Here is a 17,745-nt window from a genome sequence, read left to right as displayed (position 1 = left end):
TCTGTGGCCCCCTCGGCCCGCGTTGCCTCCGCACGCGATCCCCGGCATAGTTGCGCGCTTTTGCGCGTCCCGACCCAAGTCCAGATGTCCAGCCAACCTTCCACTTCCGGCGCGCCAGCGCCCACGCTGCGCCGCACGCTGCGCGCCCGCCATCTCACCATGATCGCCATTGGCGGCTCGATCGGCACGGGGCTGTTCGTGGCGTCGGGCGCCACCATCGCGCAGGCCGGGCCCGGCGGCGCGCTGGCCGCCTACATCCTGATCGGCGCGATGGTGTATTTCCTGATGACCAGCCTGGGCGAGCTGGCTGCGTACATGCCGGTATCGGGATCGTTCGCCACCTACGGCGCGCGCTATGTCGATGAAGGCTTCGGCTTCGCGCTGGGCTGGAACTACTGGTACAACTGGGCGGTGACCATCGCGGTGGAGCTGGCCGCGGCGCAACTGGTGATGCTGTACTGGTTCCCGGACACGCCCGGCGTGCTGTGGAGCGCCCTGTTCCTCGGGCTGATGTTCGCGCTCAATGCCATCTCGGTGCGCGGCTTCGGCGAGGCCGAGTACTGGTGCGCGCTGGTCAAGGTGGTGACGGTGATCGCCTTTATCGGCATCGGCACGCTGATGATCTTCGGCATCATGCGCGGCGACATGCCGGCCACGCACGGCCTGGCCAACCTGACCCTCGGCGATGCGCCCTTCGTCGGCGGGCTGCCGGCGCTGATCGGCGTGGCCATGATCGCCGGCTTCTCGTTCCAGGGCACCGAGCTGATCGGCGTGGCCGCCGGCGAATCGGCCGACCCGGCGAAGAACATCCCGCGCGCGGTGCGGCAGGTGTTCTGGCGCATCCTGCTGTTCTATGTGCTGGCGATCCTGATCATCGGCATCCTGATCCCCTACACCGATCCCAGCCTGCTCAAGAATGACGTGCAGACCCTTGGCGTGAGCCCGTTCACGCTGGTGTTCCGCCATGCCGGCCTGGCCTTTGCCGCCGGCGTGATGAACGCTGTGATCCTGACCGCGGTGCTGTCGGCCGGCAACTCCGGCATGTACGCATCGACCCGCATGCTCTACAACCTGGCCACCGAAGGACGCGCGCCGCGCATTTTCGCGCGGCTGACGCGCAACGGCGTGCCGCTGATGGCGCTGCTGGCGACCACCGCGGTAGGCGCACTGTGCTTCCTCACCTCGCTGTTCGAAAGCAAGTCGGTGTACCTGTGGCTGCTGAACCTGTCGGGCATGACCGGCTTTATTGCGTGGCTGGGCATCGCGGTCAGCCACTACCGCTTTCGCAAGGGCTTTGTCGCGCAGGGCCATGACCTGTCGCGCCTGCCCTACCGCTCGCCGTTCTTCCCCTACGGGCCGATCTTCGCCTTCGCGCTGTGCCTGATCGTCACGCTGGGCCAGAACTACCAGGCCTTCACCAGCGGCAAGATCGACTGGGTCGGCGTGACCGCCACCTACATCGGCATCCCGATCTTCCTGGCGATCTGGGCGGGCTACCGCATCGTGCGCAAGACCCGCTTCGTGAGCTATGCCGAGATGGAATTCCCCGCGCTGCCGGCCGGCGGCAATGGCGCCATCATGCGCGACGCCGCCCCGGTGCCGGGAGAATAAGCGCGGTTCCCGAACGCTTCATGACAAGCAGTCAATAAAGCAAACCAGCACAACAACGCCGGAGACCTCGGTCGCCGGCGAGCGGGTGTACGCCACGGACGGCAAGCCCCGAGCGATGGCGCCGCGCTGCCCCTCTGCGGGCAGCGCGCTATCCGCACGCTATGCTTGAGGCAGGCGCGCGGCGCGAAAGCGCCGCGCGCTTTTTTTGTTTCGACGCCATCCATAGCCTGAGGACAGCCCGATGCGTAGCCGCCACCGCCTTTTCTCCCTGGCCCTGCTGGGCGCCCTCGCCGTGCCGGCCGCCAGCGCCGCCAGCTTCGACTGCGGCAAGGCACGCCTGTCCGATGAAATCGCCATCTGCGCGGACCGCTCGCTCAACGACAAGGATGTGGAACTGGCCACCAAGTACAAGCTGCTCAGCGGCCTGTCCGCCATGGGCGCGCGCGGCACCATGCAGGACCAGCAACGCGCCTGGCTCAAGCTGCGGCGCCAGTGCGGGCGCAATGTCGAATGCCTGAAGCAACGGTATAACGAGCGGCTGGGGGAGCTGGACAAGGTCTATGAGGGGATTCAGAAGCCGTTGTAGACAGGCTGGGCCATCGACCATCAGAAGCCCAGTTCGCTGTGCGAGCCCAGCCGGATCAACTGAAGCGTTCCAGCATCGGGCTTCCGATAGATCAGCAGGAGGTCCGGCCTGACATGGCAGTCCCGGCAGTCCCGCAACGCGCCGCCCAGGCCGTGGTCGCGGCATCGCGCAGGCAAGGCCTCGTCGCACGCCAGCAATTCGATAATGGCGGAAAGTTCATTTTCCTGGCCCTGCAGCGCCAATCGGTATGGACCTTTCAGTTCGCGTTTGTAGTCTCGTCTGAACTGGCTCGTCGGTTCAATCATCCTCATCGTTGAGATCCGCCATCAACGCCGCCACGGACCCGAATTTGCGCAGGCCGCCGGCCCGCGCTTCTTTCAGCGCTGCAATGGTTGCAGGGTTCGGAGTCATCAGCCCCGAAGGCAAAGCCTGCTCCAGCGCGATACGGGTCAACAACATGCGAACGGCGTCGGAAACGGTCAGGCCCATCGCTTCCAGCACGGCCGCGGCCTCGTCCTTGATTTGCTGGTCGATCCGGGTGCGAACGAAGGTCGAGGCGGGCATGGCAGGCTCCTGCGGATAATAACGAAGTGGATTATCGATTACTTGCCGGGCGGTGGATTTCAGAAAAATCTAACTCCCGGAAGTACCACAGTGTAGCTCAAACGAGCAACACCCACAGTAGGACTTAATCTCAGCCATGCAAGCACAAGCCACGTTTCGATCACCTGATTGAAAGAAGTCTTCCCGCTTCGTTGCTTTCTCCACGACACCCTTCCGCCTCGCCTTGACGCCGCCTTTCCGCATGTCCATCATTCCGACTTTTACTAAATGCGAATTATTCGCATTTGTATCAACATTTACATACAGGCCTGCCTGTCTTACCGCCACCCATGAATCACGCCGACTTCCGCGCCACCCGCCTGCGCGCACCCAAGCCTCGCCATCTCGCCGTATTGGCGCACCTGGCAGTCCTCATCGGCTTCCCGGCGGCGGCGGCGCTGGCACAGGAGCCCGCGGCGGGAGCCGAGCCGCAATCGCTGCCCGCCGTGACGGTCAGCGCCGCCGCCGTCGATGACGCGGGCCTGCAGCTTCAGAAAAAGGCCAGTACCGGTGCGCTGGGCTCGCGCACGCAACTCGACACGCCGTATTCCACGACCATCGTCACCGGCGAGGACCTGGCCGACCGCCAGGTCGCCAAGCTCGGCGACGTGTTCGCCATGGATGCCTCGGTCACCGACAACAGCAATGCCTACAACAGCTGGTCCAGCTACCTGACCGTGCGCGGCCTGCAGGTCGACTGGCAGAACGGCTTCAAGATCAACGGGCTGCCGTTCGTCGCCTACGGCATCACGCTGCCGTACGAGCATCTGGAGCAGGTGGAACTGCTCAAGGGCCTGCCGGGCTTCATGTACGGCTTTGGCACCCCGGGCGGCATCGTCAACTACGTCACCAAGAAGCCGACCGACACCTTTACCGCTTCGTTCGAGCTGGGCTACCGCGCCGCCAACGTGTGGAGCGAGCACATCGACCTCGGCGGCCGCGCGGGCCCGGACAACATGTTCGGCTACCGGCTTAACTACACGCACGAGGAAGGCACGCCGTACAACGCGCGCAACGTCAACCGCGACACGGTCTCGCTGGGCCTGGACGCACGCCTGACCAGGGACCTGACCTGGACCTTCGACTCGATCTACCAGGACCGCCGCACCGCCGGGCAGATGCCGTCCTTCAGCTTCTGGACCTACACCGGCCAGGCGCTGCCGGCCGCGGTGTCCGGCCGCATCCGCAACTTCGCCGGCAGCGACCAGCACCTGAACACCAACCTGCAGCTGTACACCACGGGCCTGCGCTACCAGGTCAACCCGGAATGGGCGGTCAGCACCAACTACAGCTTCAGCAAGGTCAACCGCAGCCGCAACGAGAGCCTGTATGGCGTGCTGAACCAGGCCGGCGACTACACCGACACGCGCTACGACACCGCGCAGAACCAGCAGGTCGGCTACTGGCAGGCAATGCTGGAGGGCAAGTTCCGCACCGGCCCGTTCGGCCACCAGCTGGTGGCCGGCCTGTCGTGGCAGAAGCAGATCGACCGCTATGACAACAACGGCTTCGCCGGCACGATCGGCACCGGCAATATCTTCGAGCCGAACACCAACACGTACTTCAGCTCGACCGCGTTCAACAAGGTGCGCAACAGCGACATCACGCAGAAGTCGATCTTTGCCAGCGATACCGTGCAGCTGAGCGAGCGCTGGTCGGTGCTGGCCGGGCTGCGCGTGACCAATTTCGAGCAGAACGGCTACGTCCCGGTGGCCAGCAACTACACCAAGAACGGCGTGGTCACGCCGACGCTGGCGCTGATGTTCAAGCCGGTGCCGGCGGCCACGGTCTATGCCAGCTATGTAGAAGCGCTGGAGCCCGGCTCGATCGTGCCGGATGGCTACACCAACGCGCGCCAGCTGCTCAGCCCGCTCCGCAGCAAGCAGTATGAAATCGGCGTCAAGGCCGACCAGCAGAAGTGGAGCGCCACCGCCGCGCTGTTCCGCATCGAGCGCGATGCAGAGTACGACAGTGTCAGCAACGGCCTGCCGACGCGGGTGCAGGACGGCTCCTCGATCTACCAGGGCGTGGAACTGGCCGGTGTGTACCGCCTGGGTTCCCAGTGGGAGTTCGGCGGCAGCGCGATGTACCTCGACACCTACTACGACAAGGGCAATACCAACATCGACAACCGCGTGGCCGGCGCGCCCGAGCTGGTGCTGGCGGGCCGCATCAGCTACCGCGTACCGTTCGTGCCGGGCCTGCGGGTTGGCGTCGACGGCAAGTACACCAGCAACATCAAGCTCAACGCGACCAACACGCTGGAGGCTGGCGGCTATACCGTGTTCAACCTCGGCGCCACCTACAACACGCGCGTGTACGGCAAGGACCTGACGCTGCGCGCGGCGCTGAACAACCTGACCAACAAGCGCTACTGGGGCTTCCAGTATGAAAACTACCTGCAGCCTGGCGATCCGCGCAGCGTGAGCCTGACGGCGAAGATCGCCTATTGAGTTCAGTCCTCCATACCGCCTGATTTTCTCCGCTCTCCCGCGTGCGGCAGAGGGAGAACACAACCGCAGGTTTGACGACCCCGCCCTTGAGCGGGGTCTTTTCATTTGTGCGCCGCCAGGCACGGCAGGTGGCGTCCCCTCCTCCCGCGGTCACCCCGCACCCCTTCCCTTCTTTCGGGAAAACGAATGTTGACAATCATGAATCCTTGATCTACAACATCGTCTACATCTTCCAATTATTTTGTAGACAATTTAGTAGACAGCGCAGCAAGGATTCCCACGGCGCACAAAAGAGCCAGACGGCCATACGTTCGCCTATCGTCAAGACAACCATCTGCCAGGAGACTCAGATGATGCAAACGACCGTAACGCCAGACGCGACCGCCGGCGCCCCGCAGGCAGGGCATGCCGCACACGGCAATGCCCTGATCAAGCCTACCTACGACGAGCGGCTGACCAACGAGGACCTGGCGCCGCTGCGCAAGCAGACCTGGGGCACCTACAACATATTTGCCTTCTGGATGTCCGACGTGCACAGCGTGGGCGGCTACATCACCGCCGGCAGCCTGTTCGCGCTGGGGCTGACCAGCTGGCAGGTGCTGGTGTCGCTGCTGGTCGGGATCGTGATCGTGCAATTCTTCTGCAACCTGGTGGCCAAGCCGAGCCAGATGACCGGCACGCCTTACCCGGTGATCTGCCGGGCTTCGTTCGGCGTGCTCGGCGCCAATATCCCGGCAATCATCCGCGGGCTGATCGCGGTGGCCTGGTACGGGATCCAGACCTACCTGGCGTCCAGCGCCTTCCTGGTGCTGGCGCTGCACTTCTTCCCGTCGCTGGCGCCGTATGCCGACCTCAAGCTGCACGGCTTTGCCGGGCTGTCCACGCTGGGCTGGGCCGCGTTCATGGTGCTGTGGGTGCTGCAGGCGCTGGTGTTCTGGACCGGCATGGAGACCATCCGCAAGTTCATCGACTGGGCCGGACCGGCGGTGTACGTGGTGATGATCGCGCTGGCGATCTGGCTGGTGAACAAGGCCGGCTGGGAGAACGTCAACTTCACGCTGAGCTTCGTCAAGTACACCGGCTGGGAAGCGGTGCCGGTGATGCTGAGCGCGATCGCGCTGGTGGTGTCGTACTTCTCCGGCCCGATGCTGAACTTCGGCGACTTCTCGCGCTATGCCAAGGATTTCAAGTCGGTCAGGCGCGGCAACTTCTGGGGCCTGCCGGTCAACTTCCTGGGCTTCTCGCTGCTGACCGTGATCACCACCTCGGCCACGCTGCCGGTGTTCGGCAAGCTGATCACAGATCCGGTGGAAACCGTCAGCCATATCGACAGCACCTTCGCCATGCTGCTGGGCGCGTTCACCTTCATGACCGCGACCATCGGCATCAACATCGTCGCCAACTTCGTGTCGCCGGCGTTCGACTTCTCCAACGTGTCGCCCAAGCACATCAGCTGGCGCACCGGCGGCATGATCGCCGCGGTGGCCTCGATCTTCATCACGCCCTGGAACCTGTACAACAACCCAGAGGTGATCCACTACACGCTGGACGTGCTGGGCGCCTTCATCGGCCCGCTGTTCGGCATCCTGATCGCCGACTACTACCTGGTGCGCCGCCAGCACGTGGAAGTCGATGACCTGTACACGCTGAACCCGCGCGGCCGCTACTGGTACCGCAACGGCTTCAACCCGGCAGCAGTGGCCACCATGATTCCCGCGGCTGTCATCCCGATCCTGTGCGTGGTGGTGCCGGCCTGGCAGGCGGCGGCCAACTACAGCTGGTTCATCGGCATGGGCATCGCGCTGGTGCTGTACCGCCAGCTGGCGCCGCGCATGATGCCGGGCCACCTGGCCTCGCCTGCCGACCCGGCCGCCAGCAAGGCCTGAACGACCACTCTCCAACGACCGCATCCATCTCAGAGCCGCGTCCATGAAGCTGAAGATCATCAACCCCAATACCACCGAAAGCATGACCGAGAAGATCGGCCAGTGCGCCCGCGCCGTGGCCGAGCAGGGTACGCGCATCAGCGCGGTCAGCCCGCGCATGGGCCCGGCCTCGATCGAGAGCCATTATGACGAGGCGCTGTCGGTGCCCGGCATCCTCGACGAGATCCTGGCGGGCGAGCAGGAAGGCGTCGACGGCTACGTCATCGCCTGCTTCGGCGACCCGGGCCTGTATGCGGCGCGCGAGGTGGCCCGCGGCCCCGTGATCGGCATCGCCGAAGCGGCAATGCACATGGCCAGCATGGTCGGCAGCAGCTTCAGCGTGGTTACCACGCTGGCACGCACCTGCAATATCGCCTGGCATCTGGCCGAGCGCTACGGCATGAAGCGCTTCTGCAGCAACGTGCGCGCCTGCGACCTGCCGGTGCTCGACCTGGAGCGCCCCGGCTCGGACGCGCGCCGCATCATCACCGAGGCCTGCCGCCGCGCGCTGGTGGAAGACCGCAGCGAATGCATCGTGCTCGGCTGCGCCGGCATGACCGATTTGTGCGACGAGATCGCCGACGCCATCGGCGCGCCGGTGATCGACGGCGTGACGTGCGCGGTCAAGCTGGCCGAGTCGCTGGTGTCGGTGCGGCTGGCCACCAGCAAGCGTGGCGACTGGGCGCGGCCGCTGCCGAAGGCGTATGCCGGCATGCTGGCGCCGTATGCACTGAACTGAGGCACTGAACTGATGTTTCGAGAACCTCTTACCCTATCGCGCAACATGCTCCAGACACGTTATCCCCGCGACCTGACCGGCTACGGTGCCCAGCCTCCTCACGCCCGCTGGCCGGGCGGCGCGCGCATCGCCGTGCAGTTCGTCCTCAACTATGAAGAAGGCGGCGAGAACTGCGTGCTGCACGGCGACGCCGCCTCCGAGCAGTTCCTTTCCGAGATCGTCGGCGCGGCGGCCTACCCCGACCGCCACATGAGCATGGAGGGCATCTATGAATACGGCTCGCGCGCGGGTGCCTGGCGCATCCTGCGCGAGTTCGAAAAGCGCGGCCTGCCGCTGACTATCTTCGGCGTGTCGATGGCGCTGCAGCGCCATCCGGAGCTGACGCGCGCCTTCGTCGAACTGGGCCACGAGATCGCCTGCCACGGCTGGCGCTGGATCCACTACCAGAACATGGACGAAGCCACCGAGCGCGAGCACATGCGCATCGGCATGCAGATCATCAGGGAGCTGACCGGCGAGCTGCCGCTGGGCTGGTACACCGGCCGCGACAGCCCCAACACGCGCCGGCTGGTGGTGGAGCACGGCGGCTTGGTGTACGACTCGGACTACTACGGCGACGACCTGCCCTTCTGGACTGAAGTCGAAGTCACCGGCGGCGAGAAGAAGCCGCACCTGGTGGTGCCGTACACGCTGGACTCGAACGACATGCGCTTTGCCACGCCGCAAGGCTTCAACACCGGCGAGCAATTCTTCCAGTATTTGAAGGATGCGTTCGACGTGCTGTATGAAGAAGGCGACCCCGGCGGACAGGACAGCCCCAAGATGCTGTCGATCGGCATGCACTGCCGGCTGCTCGGCCGTCCCGGCCGCTTCCGCGCGCTGCAGCGCTTCCTTGACTACGTGCAGGGCCATGACAAGGTGTGGATCTGCCGCCGTGTCGACCTCGCGCGGCACTGGGCGCAGGTCCATCCGTTCCGCCCCGCAACGACTGCCTCTGCAATTGCCAGCGCTGCCAGCGCTGCCAGGGAAGCCGCCACGGCCTGACCCGCGCCGTCCCCGTCGCCATATTTGTGTACGATATAGCCGTGTTTCGTCGCCACTTCCGGCGACACCCCGACTGTCCGTACCCAGATATGGCAACCACATCGAAGAAGGCGGCGCCCGTCGCGGCGGCGAAAGCGCCGCGACGGCCCGCATCCAGAACCGCGGCCAAGGCCGCCCCGCCAGCCCCGCCGGATGAACCGGCCGGCAACGAGTCCGCCGCCGGCGAGGCTTCCGCCACCGAAGCCATCTATCTTGGCCTGCTGACCGCGATCATGGAGCATCGCCTGCTGGCCGGCACCAAGCTGGTGGAAGAACGCCTGTGCGAAGTCACCGGCGCCAGCCGCGCGCGCATCCGGCAGGTGTTCGCCCGCCTTGCGCATGAAAAGCTGGTCACGCTGGTGCCCAACCGCGGCGCCTTCGTGTCGAGCCCCACGGTCGACGAGGCGCGCGAAGTTTTCCAGGCCCGCCGTGTGGTCGAACCCGCGCTGGCCGCTGAACTGGCGCTGGGCGCCACGCCGGCCAAGGTCCGCAGCCTGCGCCGCCATGCCATGGAAGAGGACAACGCGCGCGCCCGCGGCGACCGCGCCGCGATGATCCGACTGTCGGGCGAGTTCCATATCCTGCTGGCCGAGATGGCCGGCAATGCGATCCTGGAAAAGCTGATCCGCGAGATGGTCTCGCTCACCTGCCTGATCATCACGCTGTACGACCGCCCCGGCGCCCCCGCGTGCGCCGAGCACGAACACCGCCAGCTGATCGACGCCATCGAGCAGCGGGATGCCGCGCGCGCGAGCGCACTGATGGCCGAGCACCTCGAGCATATCGAAGGCTCGCTCGACCTGAGCATGCCCGACAGCGGCGCGCCTGATTTCTACAGCATTTTCAGCAAGGGTTGATCCGCGACTAGACTGCATCCAGGCCTTCCTCCAGGCCTTCGTCAACCGGAGACGCGCCATGGATGCTGTTCCCCCGCCAGCCACACCGCCAGAGCCAGCACCCCAGCTGGTGCCCAGCGGCTACCGCCAGGGCATCATCACCGCCATCACGGTGCTGCTGGGCTTCTCGCTGGCGTTCTGGCGCTTCTGGGGCTTCGAAAGCCCGGGCCACTGGAACGTGCGCGCGGTGTTCGCCGCGATCTCGCTGCTGGCGGCGGTATCGCTGCAGATCGTCGCGCTGTTCCGCGCGCTGCGCATCGAGGACGATGCGGTGGAGGAATACCGCAAGACAGTGCGGTGGTTTATCGCTTCCGCACTGGCGTTGCTGACAGGACTGGCCGTGGCAATGATCGACGCGGCGCTGTCACCCTGAATCCACCCGCACGTTCAGCGCCCCGCATCGCCGATGTCGATGCCGTCGACGCGATCCGGGTAGAAGGCCACGTGCGAGGCAATCGCCGCGACCGCATCGTAAGGCGTCTCGTAGCTCCACACCGCATCGCGCCCACGCTCGCCGGCAGCCGGGATGGAGAAGTAGCTGCAATCGCCCTTGTAGGGGCAGTAGGTGGCGTGATCGCTGCGCGCGAGCTGCGCCATGTCGACATCGGCGCGCGGGATGTACTGCACCGGCGCATAGCTGGCTTCCTGCAGCGTCAGCGCCGCGGTACTGTCGGCGACAACGCGGCCCGCCACCCTGACCACCACGCGCCCTTGCGTCGGCGTGACGGTGATGGGGTGGTCGGGGCCCGGGATCCTGACGGGCTTGCCTGGCATCGTCCTGCTCCTGCGTGGCGGGATGCAGGACATTCTAGGCGCTTGCCGGGCAACCTGCCGGCGCGGCGCAAACTGCGAGTGTCGCGCGCAACTTCCTGTGCGTTTCGAGGGTTACCCCGAGGCGTTTTCGCAAGCTTATGTTGCGTGCCGTTGCGTAGACTGGCTTGCGTTTTTCGCTGCCGGCCACGAATGTAAAAGCCGGGCGAAGCCTGATCACGACAATGCGCGCCGCCACGGCGCAGGAGCACGCAAATGAACTTCAACGGCAAAAACGTACTGGTCACCGGCGCACGCGGCAACCTGGGCCGCGCGGTCGCGCACGCCTTCGCACAGGCAGGCGCGCGCGTGGTGCTGCTGGACCGCCATGCCGCACCGCTGCCCGAAGCCGGCAGCGGCCACCTGGCGCTGCAGGCCGACCTGCTCGATGCGGACAGCCTGGGCAATGCCATCGGCGAAGCCGTGCAGGCGTGCGGGCGCATCGACGTGGTGTGCAACCTGGCCGGCGGCTTCGCCATGGGCACGGGCATCCACGAGACCAGCGCAGCCGACTGGAACCGCCTGTTCGACATGAACGTGGGCACGGTACTGAACATGGCGCGCGCCGTGGTGCCGCACATGCTGTCCGCCGGCGGCGGCGCCATCGTCAACGTGGGCGCCAATTCGGCGGCACGCGGGCTGGCGCAGATGGGCGCCTACTGCGCGTCCAAGGACGCGCTCGCGCGGGTGACCGAATCGATGTCGGCCGAACTGCGCGACCAGGGTATCCGCATCAACGCGGTGCTGCCCAGCATCCTCGACACGCCCGAGAACCGCCAGGCCATGCCGGATGCCGACACCTCGCGCTGGGTCGGCCTGGACGCACTGGCCGACGTGATCCTGTTCCTCGCCTCCGACGCCGCGCGCGCGGTGCAGGGCGCGCTGGTGCCGGTGGTCAACCGCGCGTAATGCGCATTACGGTCGCGCGCGCCGTGCCGGACCCACGGCACGGCACTTGTCGCTTCCGTCAAGACCATAGGATGTTCGCGGCCGGGGCACTATGCTGAATGGCGTTGCGCCACCGTGCCCACGTTTCGCCAAGGAGCAGCCACATGAACATCCTGATGGTGTTGACCTCACATGACCAGCTCGGCAATACCGGCAAGAAGACCGGCTTCTGGCTGGAAGAATTCGCCGCGCCCTACTACGTCTTCAAGGACGCCGGCGCTGGCATCACGCTGGCCTCGCCCAAGGGCGGCCAGCCGCCGATCGATCCCAAGAGCGACGACCCCGACGCGCAGACCGACGCTACCCGCCGCTTCCGCTCGGATGCTGACGCGCAGGCCGTGCTGGCCAGCACGCTGACGCTGGACCAGGTGAAGGCGGAGGACTTCGACGCCGTGTTCTATCCCGGCGGCCATGGGCCGCTGTGGGACCTGGCGGAAGACAAGCGTTCGATCGCGCTGATCGAGCAGTTCGTCCGGCTGGGCAAGCCGGTGGGCGCCGTGTGCCATGCGCCGGGGGTGCTGCGACACGTCAAGGGCGCGGACGGGCAGCCGCTGGTGAAGGGCAAGGAAGTCACGGGCTTTACCAACAGCGAGGAAGAGGCGGTGCAGCTGACCAAGGTAGTGCCGTTCCTGGTGGAGGATGTGCTGAAGGCCAGCGGCGGGCGGTTTACCCGCGGGGAGGACTGGGCCAGCCACGTTGCGGTGGAGGGAAGGCTGGTGACGGGGCAGAACCCGGCTTCGTCGGAGGCGGGGGCCGAGGCGGTGCTGGGGCTGTTGAAGTAAAGCCCGGCGCTTTCACGTCGCCGGCGGTCTGCTCCCCTCGCCCGCTTGCGGGAGAGGGGTGCGTTTGCCTGGGGTGGTAGCTTGCGGCGGACGGCTCAGCTTGCGATACCCCGGTTGAAGGTTCTTACTGCGGCACCAGCTCCAGCCTCTCCTTGCTCGCCTTCTCCACCGCCTTGCGCGTATAGACCAGCGGGAAATACTCCCCCTTGGCCCATAGCGGCGCCAGGTCGCGGTAGCGCGAGCTGGCCGGATTCCCCGACTGCCCCGGCGTGTTGATCACGCGCGAGCCATCCCAGTTGCCGACATCCAGCACCATGCGGAACGACGCCCCGGCGGTCAGCCGGAAATCGCTGTTGCGGTAGCTGGTGTTCATCGGCGTGAAGGCCGAGCCGCCGATCGGCCCGGCGTTGACGTTGAACTGCTGCCGCTCGGCATCGCTCAGGATCGGGTCCATCGGGTGCGCGAACACCGCGGTGTGCAGCTTGCCCCATTGCCAGCCGCGCGGGTCCGGGCCGAGCTTGCCTTCCACCTCCGCCATCGCGGCCTTCAGCGATTCAAGCATCACCGCGTTGCGCCGCGCCACCGGCATCCACGGATCGGGCTGCTCCAGCACCGCGACCACGCGCGCCGCATCGCCGGCGCCGACCAGCCGGGCAGCATCGGCGGGCAATGCCGCGCGCACCACTGCCTGGCGCAGGTGCTTGCTGAACCAGACCTCGAACAGCGCCGCCGCGGCGCTGTCGGCGCGTTCATTGCCGTCCCAGCCGCGCAGCAGGTCGAGCCCGCGCGCCAGTTGCGCGTCGTCGCTGCGCACGTCCTTCAGCAGCGCCACCACGCGCTGTGCCGGCAGCGACACCGTATCGTTCTGCCACGCCATCGAGTCCTGCACCGAGCTGCGCGGATTGGCGCCCACCACCGCCTTCAGGCGCCGCGCGCGCGAGCTGTCGCTCCATTCGTAGCCGACGCCCAGCTTTGCCGCCGGATGCTCGGGCGGGATGTTGTTCTCGTTGGCGGTGACGATATAGCCCGGCGTCGGGTTGTAGGCCCACGGCAGCTCGTCCATGTTGCGGTAGCCGGCCCATTCATAGCGGCCGTCGCCCGGCACCGGCGTCAGCCCGTCCCAGTTGGGGCGCTTGACGGTCAGGCCGCCGGGAATCCAGCCGATATTGCCGCCGGTATCGGCATAGACCTGGTTTTCGCCGGGCGCGCCCCAGCGGTTCATGGCGGCGCGGAACTGGTCCCAGTTGCGCGCGCGCATGTAGTCCATCGAGCCGAAGTACGGCGCCATGCCGTAGTCGAGCCACGCTGCGCGCAGCACCCAGGCGCGCGCGGCGTCGGCGTGCAGCACCGGGCCGTGGCGGGTGAAGTCGACGGTGACCTTGCGCGGCGCGGGCTCGCCCTTGACGACGATCTCCTCGGTGACGGTCTCCATCGGCTCCCAGCGGCCCTTGTACTTGTATTCGCGCGGGTTCGCCGGGTTCAGCTCGTAGCCGTAGAGGTCTTCCTGGTCCATGTAGAAGCGCGTCAGGCCGAACGCGATGGTGCCGTTATGCCCGATCGAGATGCCCGGCAGGAACGGTTCGCCCGCGCCGATCACCGACATGCCGGGCGCGTTCAGGTGGCTGATGTAGCGCAGGCTGGGCGCGCCGTGCGAGCGGTGCGGGTCGTTGGCCAGGATCGGCCGGCCGGTGGTGGTGCGCTTGCCGCCGATGACCCAGTTGTTGGAGCCGAGGCTGCGGCCGGTGTCGCTGCTGGGGTCGACCAGTGCATAGAGCTGGTCGAGCGGGATGCTGGCGGATTGCGCGCCGCTCCACGCGTCCTTGGGGAAGCGCGCGGCGGCGGTGGCCAGTTCATAGGCGCGGCGCAGTTCGGCGGCCGGCACCGTGCAGGGATCGAGGCCGGCGCTGAGCCTGGGTTCGACCGGCGGATCGAGTTCGCGCCGGATCCAGTCGGCGCGGACGGCATCGGCCCTGGCCTGGCAGAAGAGCTGGGCCCGCTCGATCTCGCCGGTGAAGTTCAGCGTCAGGCCGTGGTGGCGGATGCGCACGATGTCCTCGGCCTGCCAGCGCGCGGGCTTGTAGCCGAGCTTGCGGAACTCGGGCGGCAGCAGTTCCGGCTTCTGCTCGGTCAGCGCCACGTAGGCATTCACGCCGGCGACGAAGGCCTCGGCCACGCGCTTGGCGTCGGAGCCGTAGGCCAGCCATTCGCGGTACATGTCGCCGCGGAACAGCACCGCGCGCGCCATGCGGTCGCCGTCGGCGTAGGCGGGGCCGAAGTCCTTCGCCATCTCGCCGAGGCCGCGCTTGCGCCAGAGGTCGATCTGCCACAGGCGGTCGCGCGCCGCCATGAAACCCTGCACGTAGAAGGCGTCGTAGAGCGTGCCGGCGTAGATATGCGGCACGCCCCAGCGGTCGACCAGCACGGTCGCGGGCTTCTCCAGGCCGGGAACGGCCAGGCGGTCGGCGCGCGCGGGTGCCTCGGCCATGGCGGCGGGGATGGTGGTGGCAACGGTGGTGGCAACCAAAGCCAGCGCAGCGGCAAGGCGGCGGGGGGTGCGTCGCATCAGGTCTCCTCGGTTTTGTATTGGCTGCAAATGCTTTGCAGTCCACACCGAAGATAGTGCATGCGCGGCCTGGGCGCGAGTGGGTAAAGGAAGGCGCGGCCGATCTCCGCACGGCGATTGGAGTAATCAGTAGACGTCGCGCCGGTAGCGGCCGTCGTCGGCAAGCTGGCGCAGCGCGGATTCGCCGAGGATTTCCGTGAGCGCTTCGTTGACCCCGCCGGCCATGCCTTGCAGGCTGCCGCAGACATAGATCGCCGCGCCATCCTCTACCCACTCGCGCACCAGCGGCGCCTGCGCGCGCAGCGCGTCCTGCACGTAGCGCGGCGTGCCGCCGTCGCGCGACCAGGCATGGTCGACGTGCTGCAGCGTGCCGTCGGCCTGCCAGGCGGCCAGTTCGTCGGCAAAGAAAGCGTCATGCCGGGCCGAGCGCTCGCCGAACAGCAGCCAGTTGCGGCGCCGTCCCGCCACGGCGCGTGCCTTCAGGTGCGCGCGCAGGCCGGCCAGTCCGGTGCCGTTGCCGACCAGGATCAGCGGCCGGTCGTCGGCGGGCGGGTGGAAGCTGCGGTTGGTGCGGATGCGCAATGCAATATGCGCGCCCACGGCCGCATGCCCGGTCAGCCAGCCGGAGGCCAGCCCGAGCCGGCCGTCATCGCGGCGCGCCTGCCGCACCAGCAGGTCGAGGCGGCCGTCCTGCGGCAGCGAAGCGATCGAATACTCGCGGTGCGGCAGCGGCGACAGCGCATCGACCAGTTGCTGGGCCGGCACGCCCTGCATCGCGGCAAAGTGGGCATCGGGCAGCGGCATGCGCGTGGCCAGCGCTTCGGCCAGGGTCAGGTCGCGGGCGTCGCAGCGCACCGCAGTGGCGCCATCCAGCGCGAGCCGGGCCAGCAGCTGCGCGACCTCGGCCGGTGCATGGCACGGGCCGACCTCGGCGATGTCGCCCGGCTGCCAGTCGAGCGCATCGCGGTCGCGCGGCTCCAGTACCAGATGGAACGCCGGCGCGCCCTGGCTGCCGGGATTCAGGTGCCGGCGCTGCGCCAGCACCCAGTCGCCGTAGCGCGGGCGCTCCCAGTCGGCGATCTCCGCGCCGCCGCTCAGCGCCGACAGATGGTTCTGCCAGTGGCGCAGTGCGCCGGCATCGCCGTTGTCGACCTCGATCAGGTCGAACAGCGGCTGCGCGCGATGGCGCTGCAGCCAGTGATCGAGCGCATGGCCAAAGGCGCAGAAGCGCGCATAGCTGCTGTCGCCGAGCGCCAGGATGCCGTAGCGCAGCTCGCGCAGGCCATCCGCGCCGCCGGCCAGCAGCCGCCGCGCGAAGCCCGACGCGCTGTCGGGCGCGTCGCCCTCGCCGGTGGTGCTGACCACGAACAGCGCCTGCCGGCACGCGGCCAGCCGGCCGGCGTCGACCTCGGCCAGCGACAGCAATTGCACCGGCATGCCGGCGCCCTGCAGCGCGGTCGCGGTCTGCAGCGCCAGCTGCTCGGCAAACCCGGTCTGGCTGGCATAGGCGACCAGCGTGGCGCCGTCCGTGGTACTTGCCAATGCCGCCGCGCGCGCGCGCCGCTGGCGGTGGTGCGCCAGCACCGTGCCGCAGAAACCGGCATAGGCGGCCACCACGCCGGCGGCGATGGCGCTGCGCGAGGGCCCCAGCGCCGACAGCGCCACGCCGCCGGCCAGGGCCAGCCAGCTGGCGCCGGCAAAGGGTGAAAGGATGGAGCGGCTCATGCCAGCATCGCGGCAAAAGCCGGGGAAAGATGTTCGTCGAAGCCGCCCGGCGTGCGCACCAGGAAGCGCGCGGCAATGCCGTGGCGGCGCGCGTGCGCCATGCCGGCTTGCGGGCCGAGCACGGTCAGCGCGGTGGACAGCGCATCGGCCAGCATGCACTGCGGGTGGATCACCGTGACCGAAGCCAGTGCGTGGCTGGCCGGGTAGCCGGTGCGCGGGTCGATGGTATGGGCATAGCGCCGCCCGTCGCTGTCGAAGTAGCGGCGGTAGTCGCCCGAGGTGGCCACGGACAGGCCGTGCAGCGCCACCAGGGTCTGCCCGGCCTGTTTTTCCTGTCCGTCGCTGCCGAGGCCTGGCGGCGCTTCCAGTGCGACCCACCACGGCATGCCGTCAGGCTTGACGCCATGGCCGCGCAGTTCGCCGCCGACCTCGGTCAGGTGGTGTGCCAGGCCCTGTGCATCGAGGTAGCGCGCCACCGCGTCAACGGCAAAGCCCTTGGCGATGGCGCAAAAGTCCAGCGACACGCCGCCGGGCTGGCGTGCGCGCCTTGCATCGGCATCGAGTTCGATGCGCGACCAGCCGCAGCGGCCGCGTGCCGCCTGCACGGCATCGGGCGATGGCGGCGCGCTGCGCCGCGGTGCCGGGCCGAAGCCCCACAGGTCGACCAGCGGCCCCGCGCTCGGGTCATAAGCACCGCCGCTCTCGCGCGCCACCTGCAGCGCGCATTGCAGGACAGCAAAGCAATCTGGCGGCAGGTCTTGCCAGCTGCCCGGCGCGGCGCGGTTAAAGCGGCTGATATCGGAGTCCGCTTCCCAGTTGCTCATCTGCGCTATCACGCCGTCGAGCACGGCGACGATGCCCGCGCCGACGGCATCGGCATCCGCCCCGGGCGGCAGCAGGGCCACGACCGACCAGGTCGTGCCCATGCTCGCGCCGCCCCAGCGGTGCTGCCGGGCATCTTGCGCGGGCGGCACCGGGGGCGCTTGCAGCGCGACAGGGACCAGGATGCGGTTCAACGCGG

At 67.5% G+C, this 17,745-nt stretch carries 16 protein-coding genes; 10 read left to right on the top strand and 6 right to left on the bottom strand.

Translation table 11 applies throughout. The annotated features are described in order from the left end of the window. Positions 1–84: 84 nt before the first annotated feature. Positions 85–1,611 carry an amino acid permease gene (locus LPA45_RS26650; protein WP_317924700.1) on the top strand — a complete coding sequence of 509 codons (1,527 nt, stop codon included), beginning with the start codon at positions 85–87 and terminating at the stop codon, positions 1,609–1,611. Positions 1,612–1,852: 241 nt separating this feature from the next. Then, positions 1,853–2,197 (top strand): lysozyme inhibitor LprI family protein, encoded by a 345-nt coding sequence (locus tag LPA45_RS26645; RefSeq protein WP_116319092.1) that lies wholly within the window; start codon positions 1,853–1,855, stop codon positions 2,195–2,197. 20 nt (positions 2,198–2,217) lie between these two features. Here the strand turns inward: LPA45_RS26645 and LPA45_RS26640 are convergent, their stop codons facing one another. Beyond that, on the bottom strand, positions 2,218–2,508 hold the full coding sequence (locus LPA45_RS26640) for a type II toxin-antitoxin system YafQ family toxin (protein ID WP_116319093.1): 291 nt from the start codon (positions 2,506–2,508) through the stop codon (positions 2,218–2,220). After that, positions 2,495–2,761: a type II toxin-antitoxin system RelB/DinJ family antitoxin gene (locus tag LPA45_RS26635; protein ID WP_116319094.1), complete on the bottom strand. Its 267-nt coding sequence runs from the start codon at positions 2,759–2,761 to the stop codon at positions 2,495–2,497. Before LPA45_RS26635 ends, LPA45_RS26640 begins: the two co-directional genes overlap by 14 nt. Positions 2,762–3,090: 329 nt before the next feature. Here LPA45_RS26635 and LPA45_RS26630 point away from each other — a divergent pair, with 329 nt between their 5' ends. The 6 genes from LPA45_RS26630 (at position 3,091) to LPA45_RS26605 (ending at position 10,269) form a co-directional block, all read left to right on the top strand. Beyond that, entirely contained in the window at positions 3,091–5,253 is a 2,163-nt protein-coding gene (locus LPA45_RS26630; RefSeq protein WP_317924703.1) for a TonB-dependent siderophore receptor, read from the top strand. A gap of 350 nt (positions 5,254–5,603) precedes the next feature. Then, complete coding sequence (locus tag LPA45_RS26625) at positions 5,604–7,139, top strand: NCS1 family nucleobase:cation symporter-1 (protein ID WP_317924704.1); 1,536 nt, start codon at positions 5,604–5,606, stop codon at positions 7,137–7,139. A gap of 43 nt (positions 7,140–7,182) precedes the next feature. After that, complete coding sequence (locus LPA45_RS26620) at positions 7,183–7,917, top strand: aspartate/glutamate racemase family protein (RefSeq protein ID WP_116319097.1); 735 nt, start codon at positions 7,183–7,185, stop codon at positions 7,915–7,917. 45 nt (positions 7,918–7,962) lie between these two features. Continuing rightward, positions 7,963–8,961, top strand: coding sequence for an allantoinase PuuE (puuE, locus tag LPA45_RS26615; RefSeq protein WP_317924705.1), 999 nt, complete (start codon positions 7,963–7,965; stop codon positions 8,959–8,961). An 89-nt stretch (positions 8,962–9,050) separates the two neighbouring features. Then, positions 9,051–9,857: a GntR family transcriptional regulator gene (locus LPA45_RS26610; RefSeq protein ID WP_116319099.1), complete on the top strand. Its 807-nt coding sequence runs from the start codon at positions 9,051–9,053 to the stop codon at positions 9,855–9,857. Positions 9,858–9,915: 58 nt separating this feature from the next. Then, on the top strand, positions 9,916–10,269 hold the full coding sequence (locus LPA45_RS26605) for a hypothetical protein (RefSeq protein WP_116319100.1): 354 nt from the start codon (positions 9,916–9,918) through the stop codon (positions 10,267–10,269). A 14-nt stretch (positions 10,270–10,283) separates the two neighbouring features. Here the strand turns inward: LPA45_RS26605 and LPA45_RS26600 are convergent, their stop codons facing one another. Then, positions 10,284–10,670: a DUF427 domain-containing protein gene (locus tag LPA45_RS26600; protein WP_116319101.1), complete on the bottom strand. Its 387-nt coding sequence runs from the start codon at positions 10,668–10,670 to the stop codon at positions 10,284–10,286. A gap of 252 nt (positions 10,671–10,922) precedes the next feature. On the opposite strand from LPA45_RS26600, the gene LPA45_RS26595 reads away from it, so the two are divergent. Together LPA45_RS26595 and LPA45_RS26590 are read left to right on the top strand one after the other, a co-directional pair. Beyond that, complete coding sequence (locus tag LPA45_RS26595) at positions 10,923–11,615, top strand: SDR family NAD(P)-dependent oxidoreductase (RefSeq protein WP_116319102.1); 693 nt, start codon at positions 10,923–10,925, stop codon at positions 11,613–11,615. A gap of 143 nt (positions 11,616–11,758) precedes the next feature. Next, the gene (locus tag LPA45_RS26590) at positions 11,759–12,436 is read left to right on the top strand and encodes a type 1 glutamine amidotransferase domain-containing protein (RefSeq protein ID WP_317924706.1); all 678 of its coding nucleotides are present in this window, start codon (positions 11,759–11,761) and stop codon (positions 12,434–12,436) included. Positions 12,437–12,560: 124 nt separating this feature from the next. Here LPA45_RS26590 and LPA45_RS26585 read toward each other — a convergent pair whose 3' ends face one another. The 3 genes from LPA45_RS26585 to LPA45_RS26575 form a co-directional block, all read right to left on the bottom strand. Further along, complete coding sequence (locus LPA45_RS26585; RefSeq protein ID WP_317924707.1) at positions 12,561–14,999, bottom strand: penicillin acylase family protein; 2,439 nt, start codon at positions 14,997–14,999, stop codon at positions 12,561–12,563. A gap of 126 nt (positions 15,000–15,125) precedes the next feature. After that, positions 15,126–16,724 (bottom strand): sulfite reductase flavoprotein subunit alpha, encoded by a 1,599-nt coding sequence (locus tag LPA45_RS26580; RefSeq protein ID WP_199414567.1) that lies wholly within the window; start codon positions 16,722–16,724, stop codon positions 15,126–15,128. Then, positions 16,721–17,740 (bottom strand): FAD:protein FMN transferase, encoded by a 1,020-nt coding sequence (locus tag LPA45_RS26575; protein WP_116319105.1) that lies wholly within the window; start codon positions 17,738–17,740, stop codon positions 16,721–16,723. The genes LPA45_RS26580 and LPA45_RS26575 overlap by 4 nt, the downstream gene beginning before the upstream one ends. Positions 17,741–17,745 lie beyond the last annotated feature (5 nt).

The sequence above is a fragment of the Cupriavidus sp. Agwp_2 genome, assembly GCF_040784895.1.
Lineage (GTDB): Bacteria > Pseudomonadota > Gammaproteobacteria > Burkholderiales > Burkholderiaceae > Cupriavidus.
This window is presented reverse-complemented; position numbering and strand designations above follow the sequence as displayed.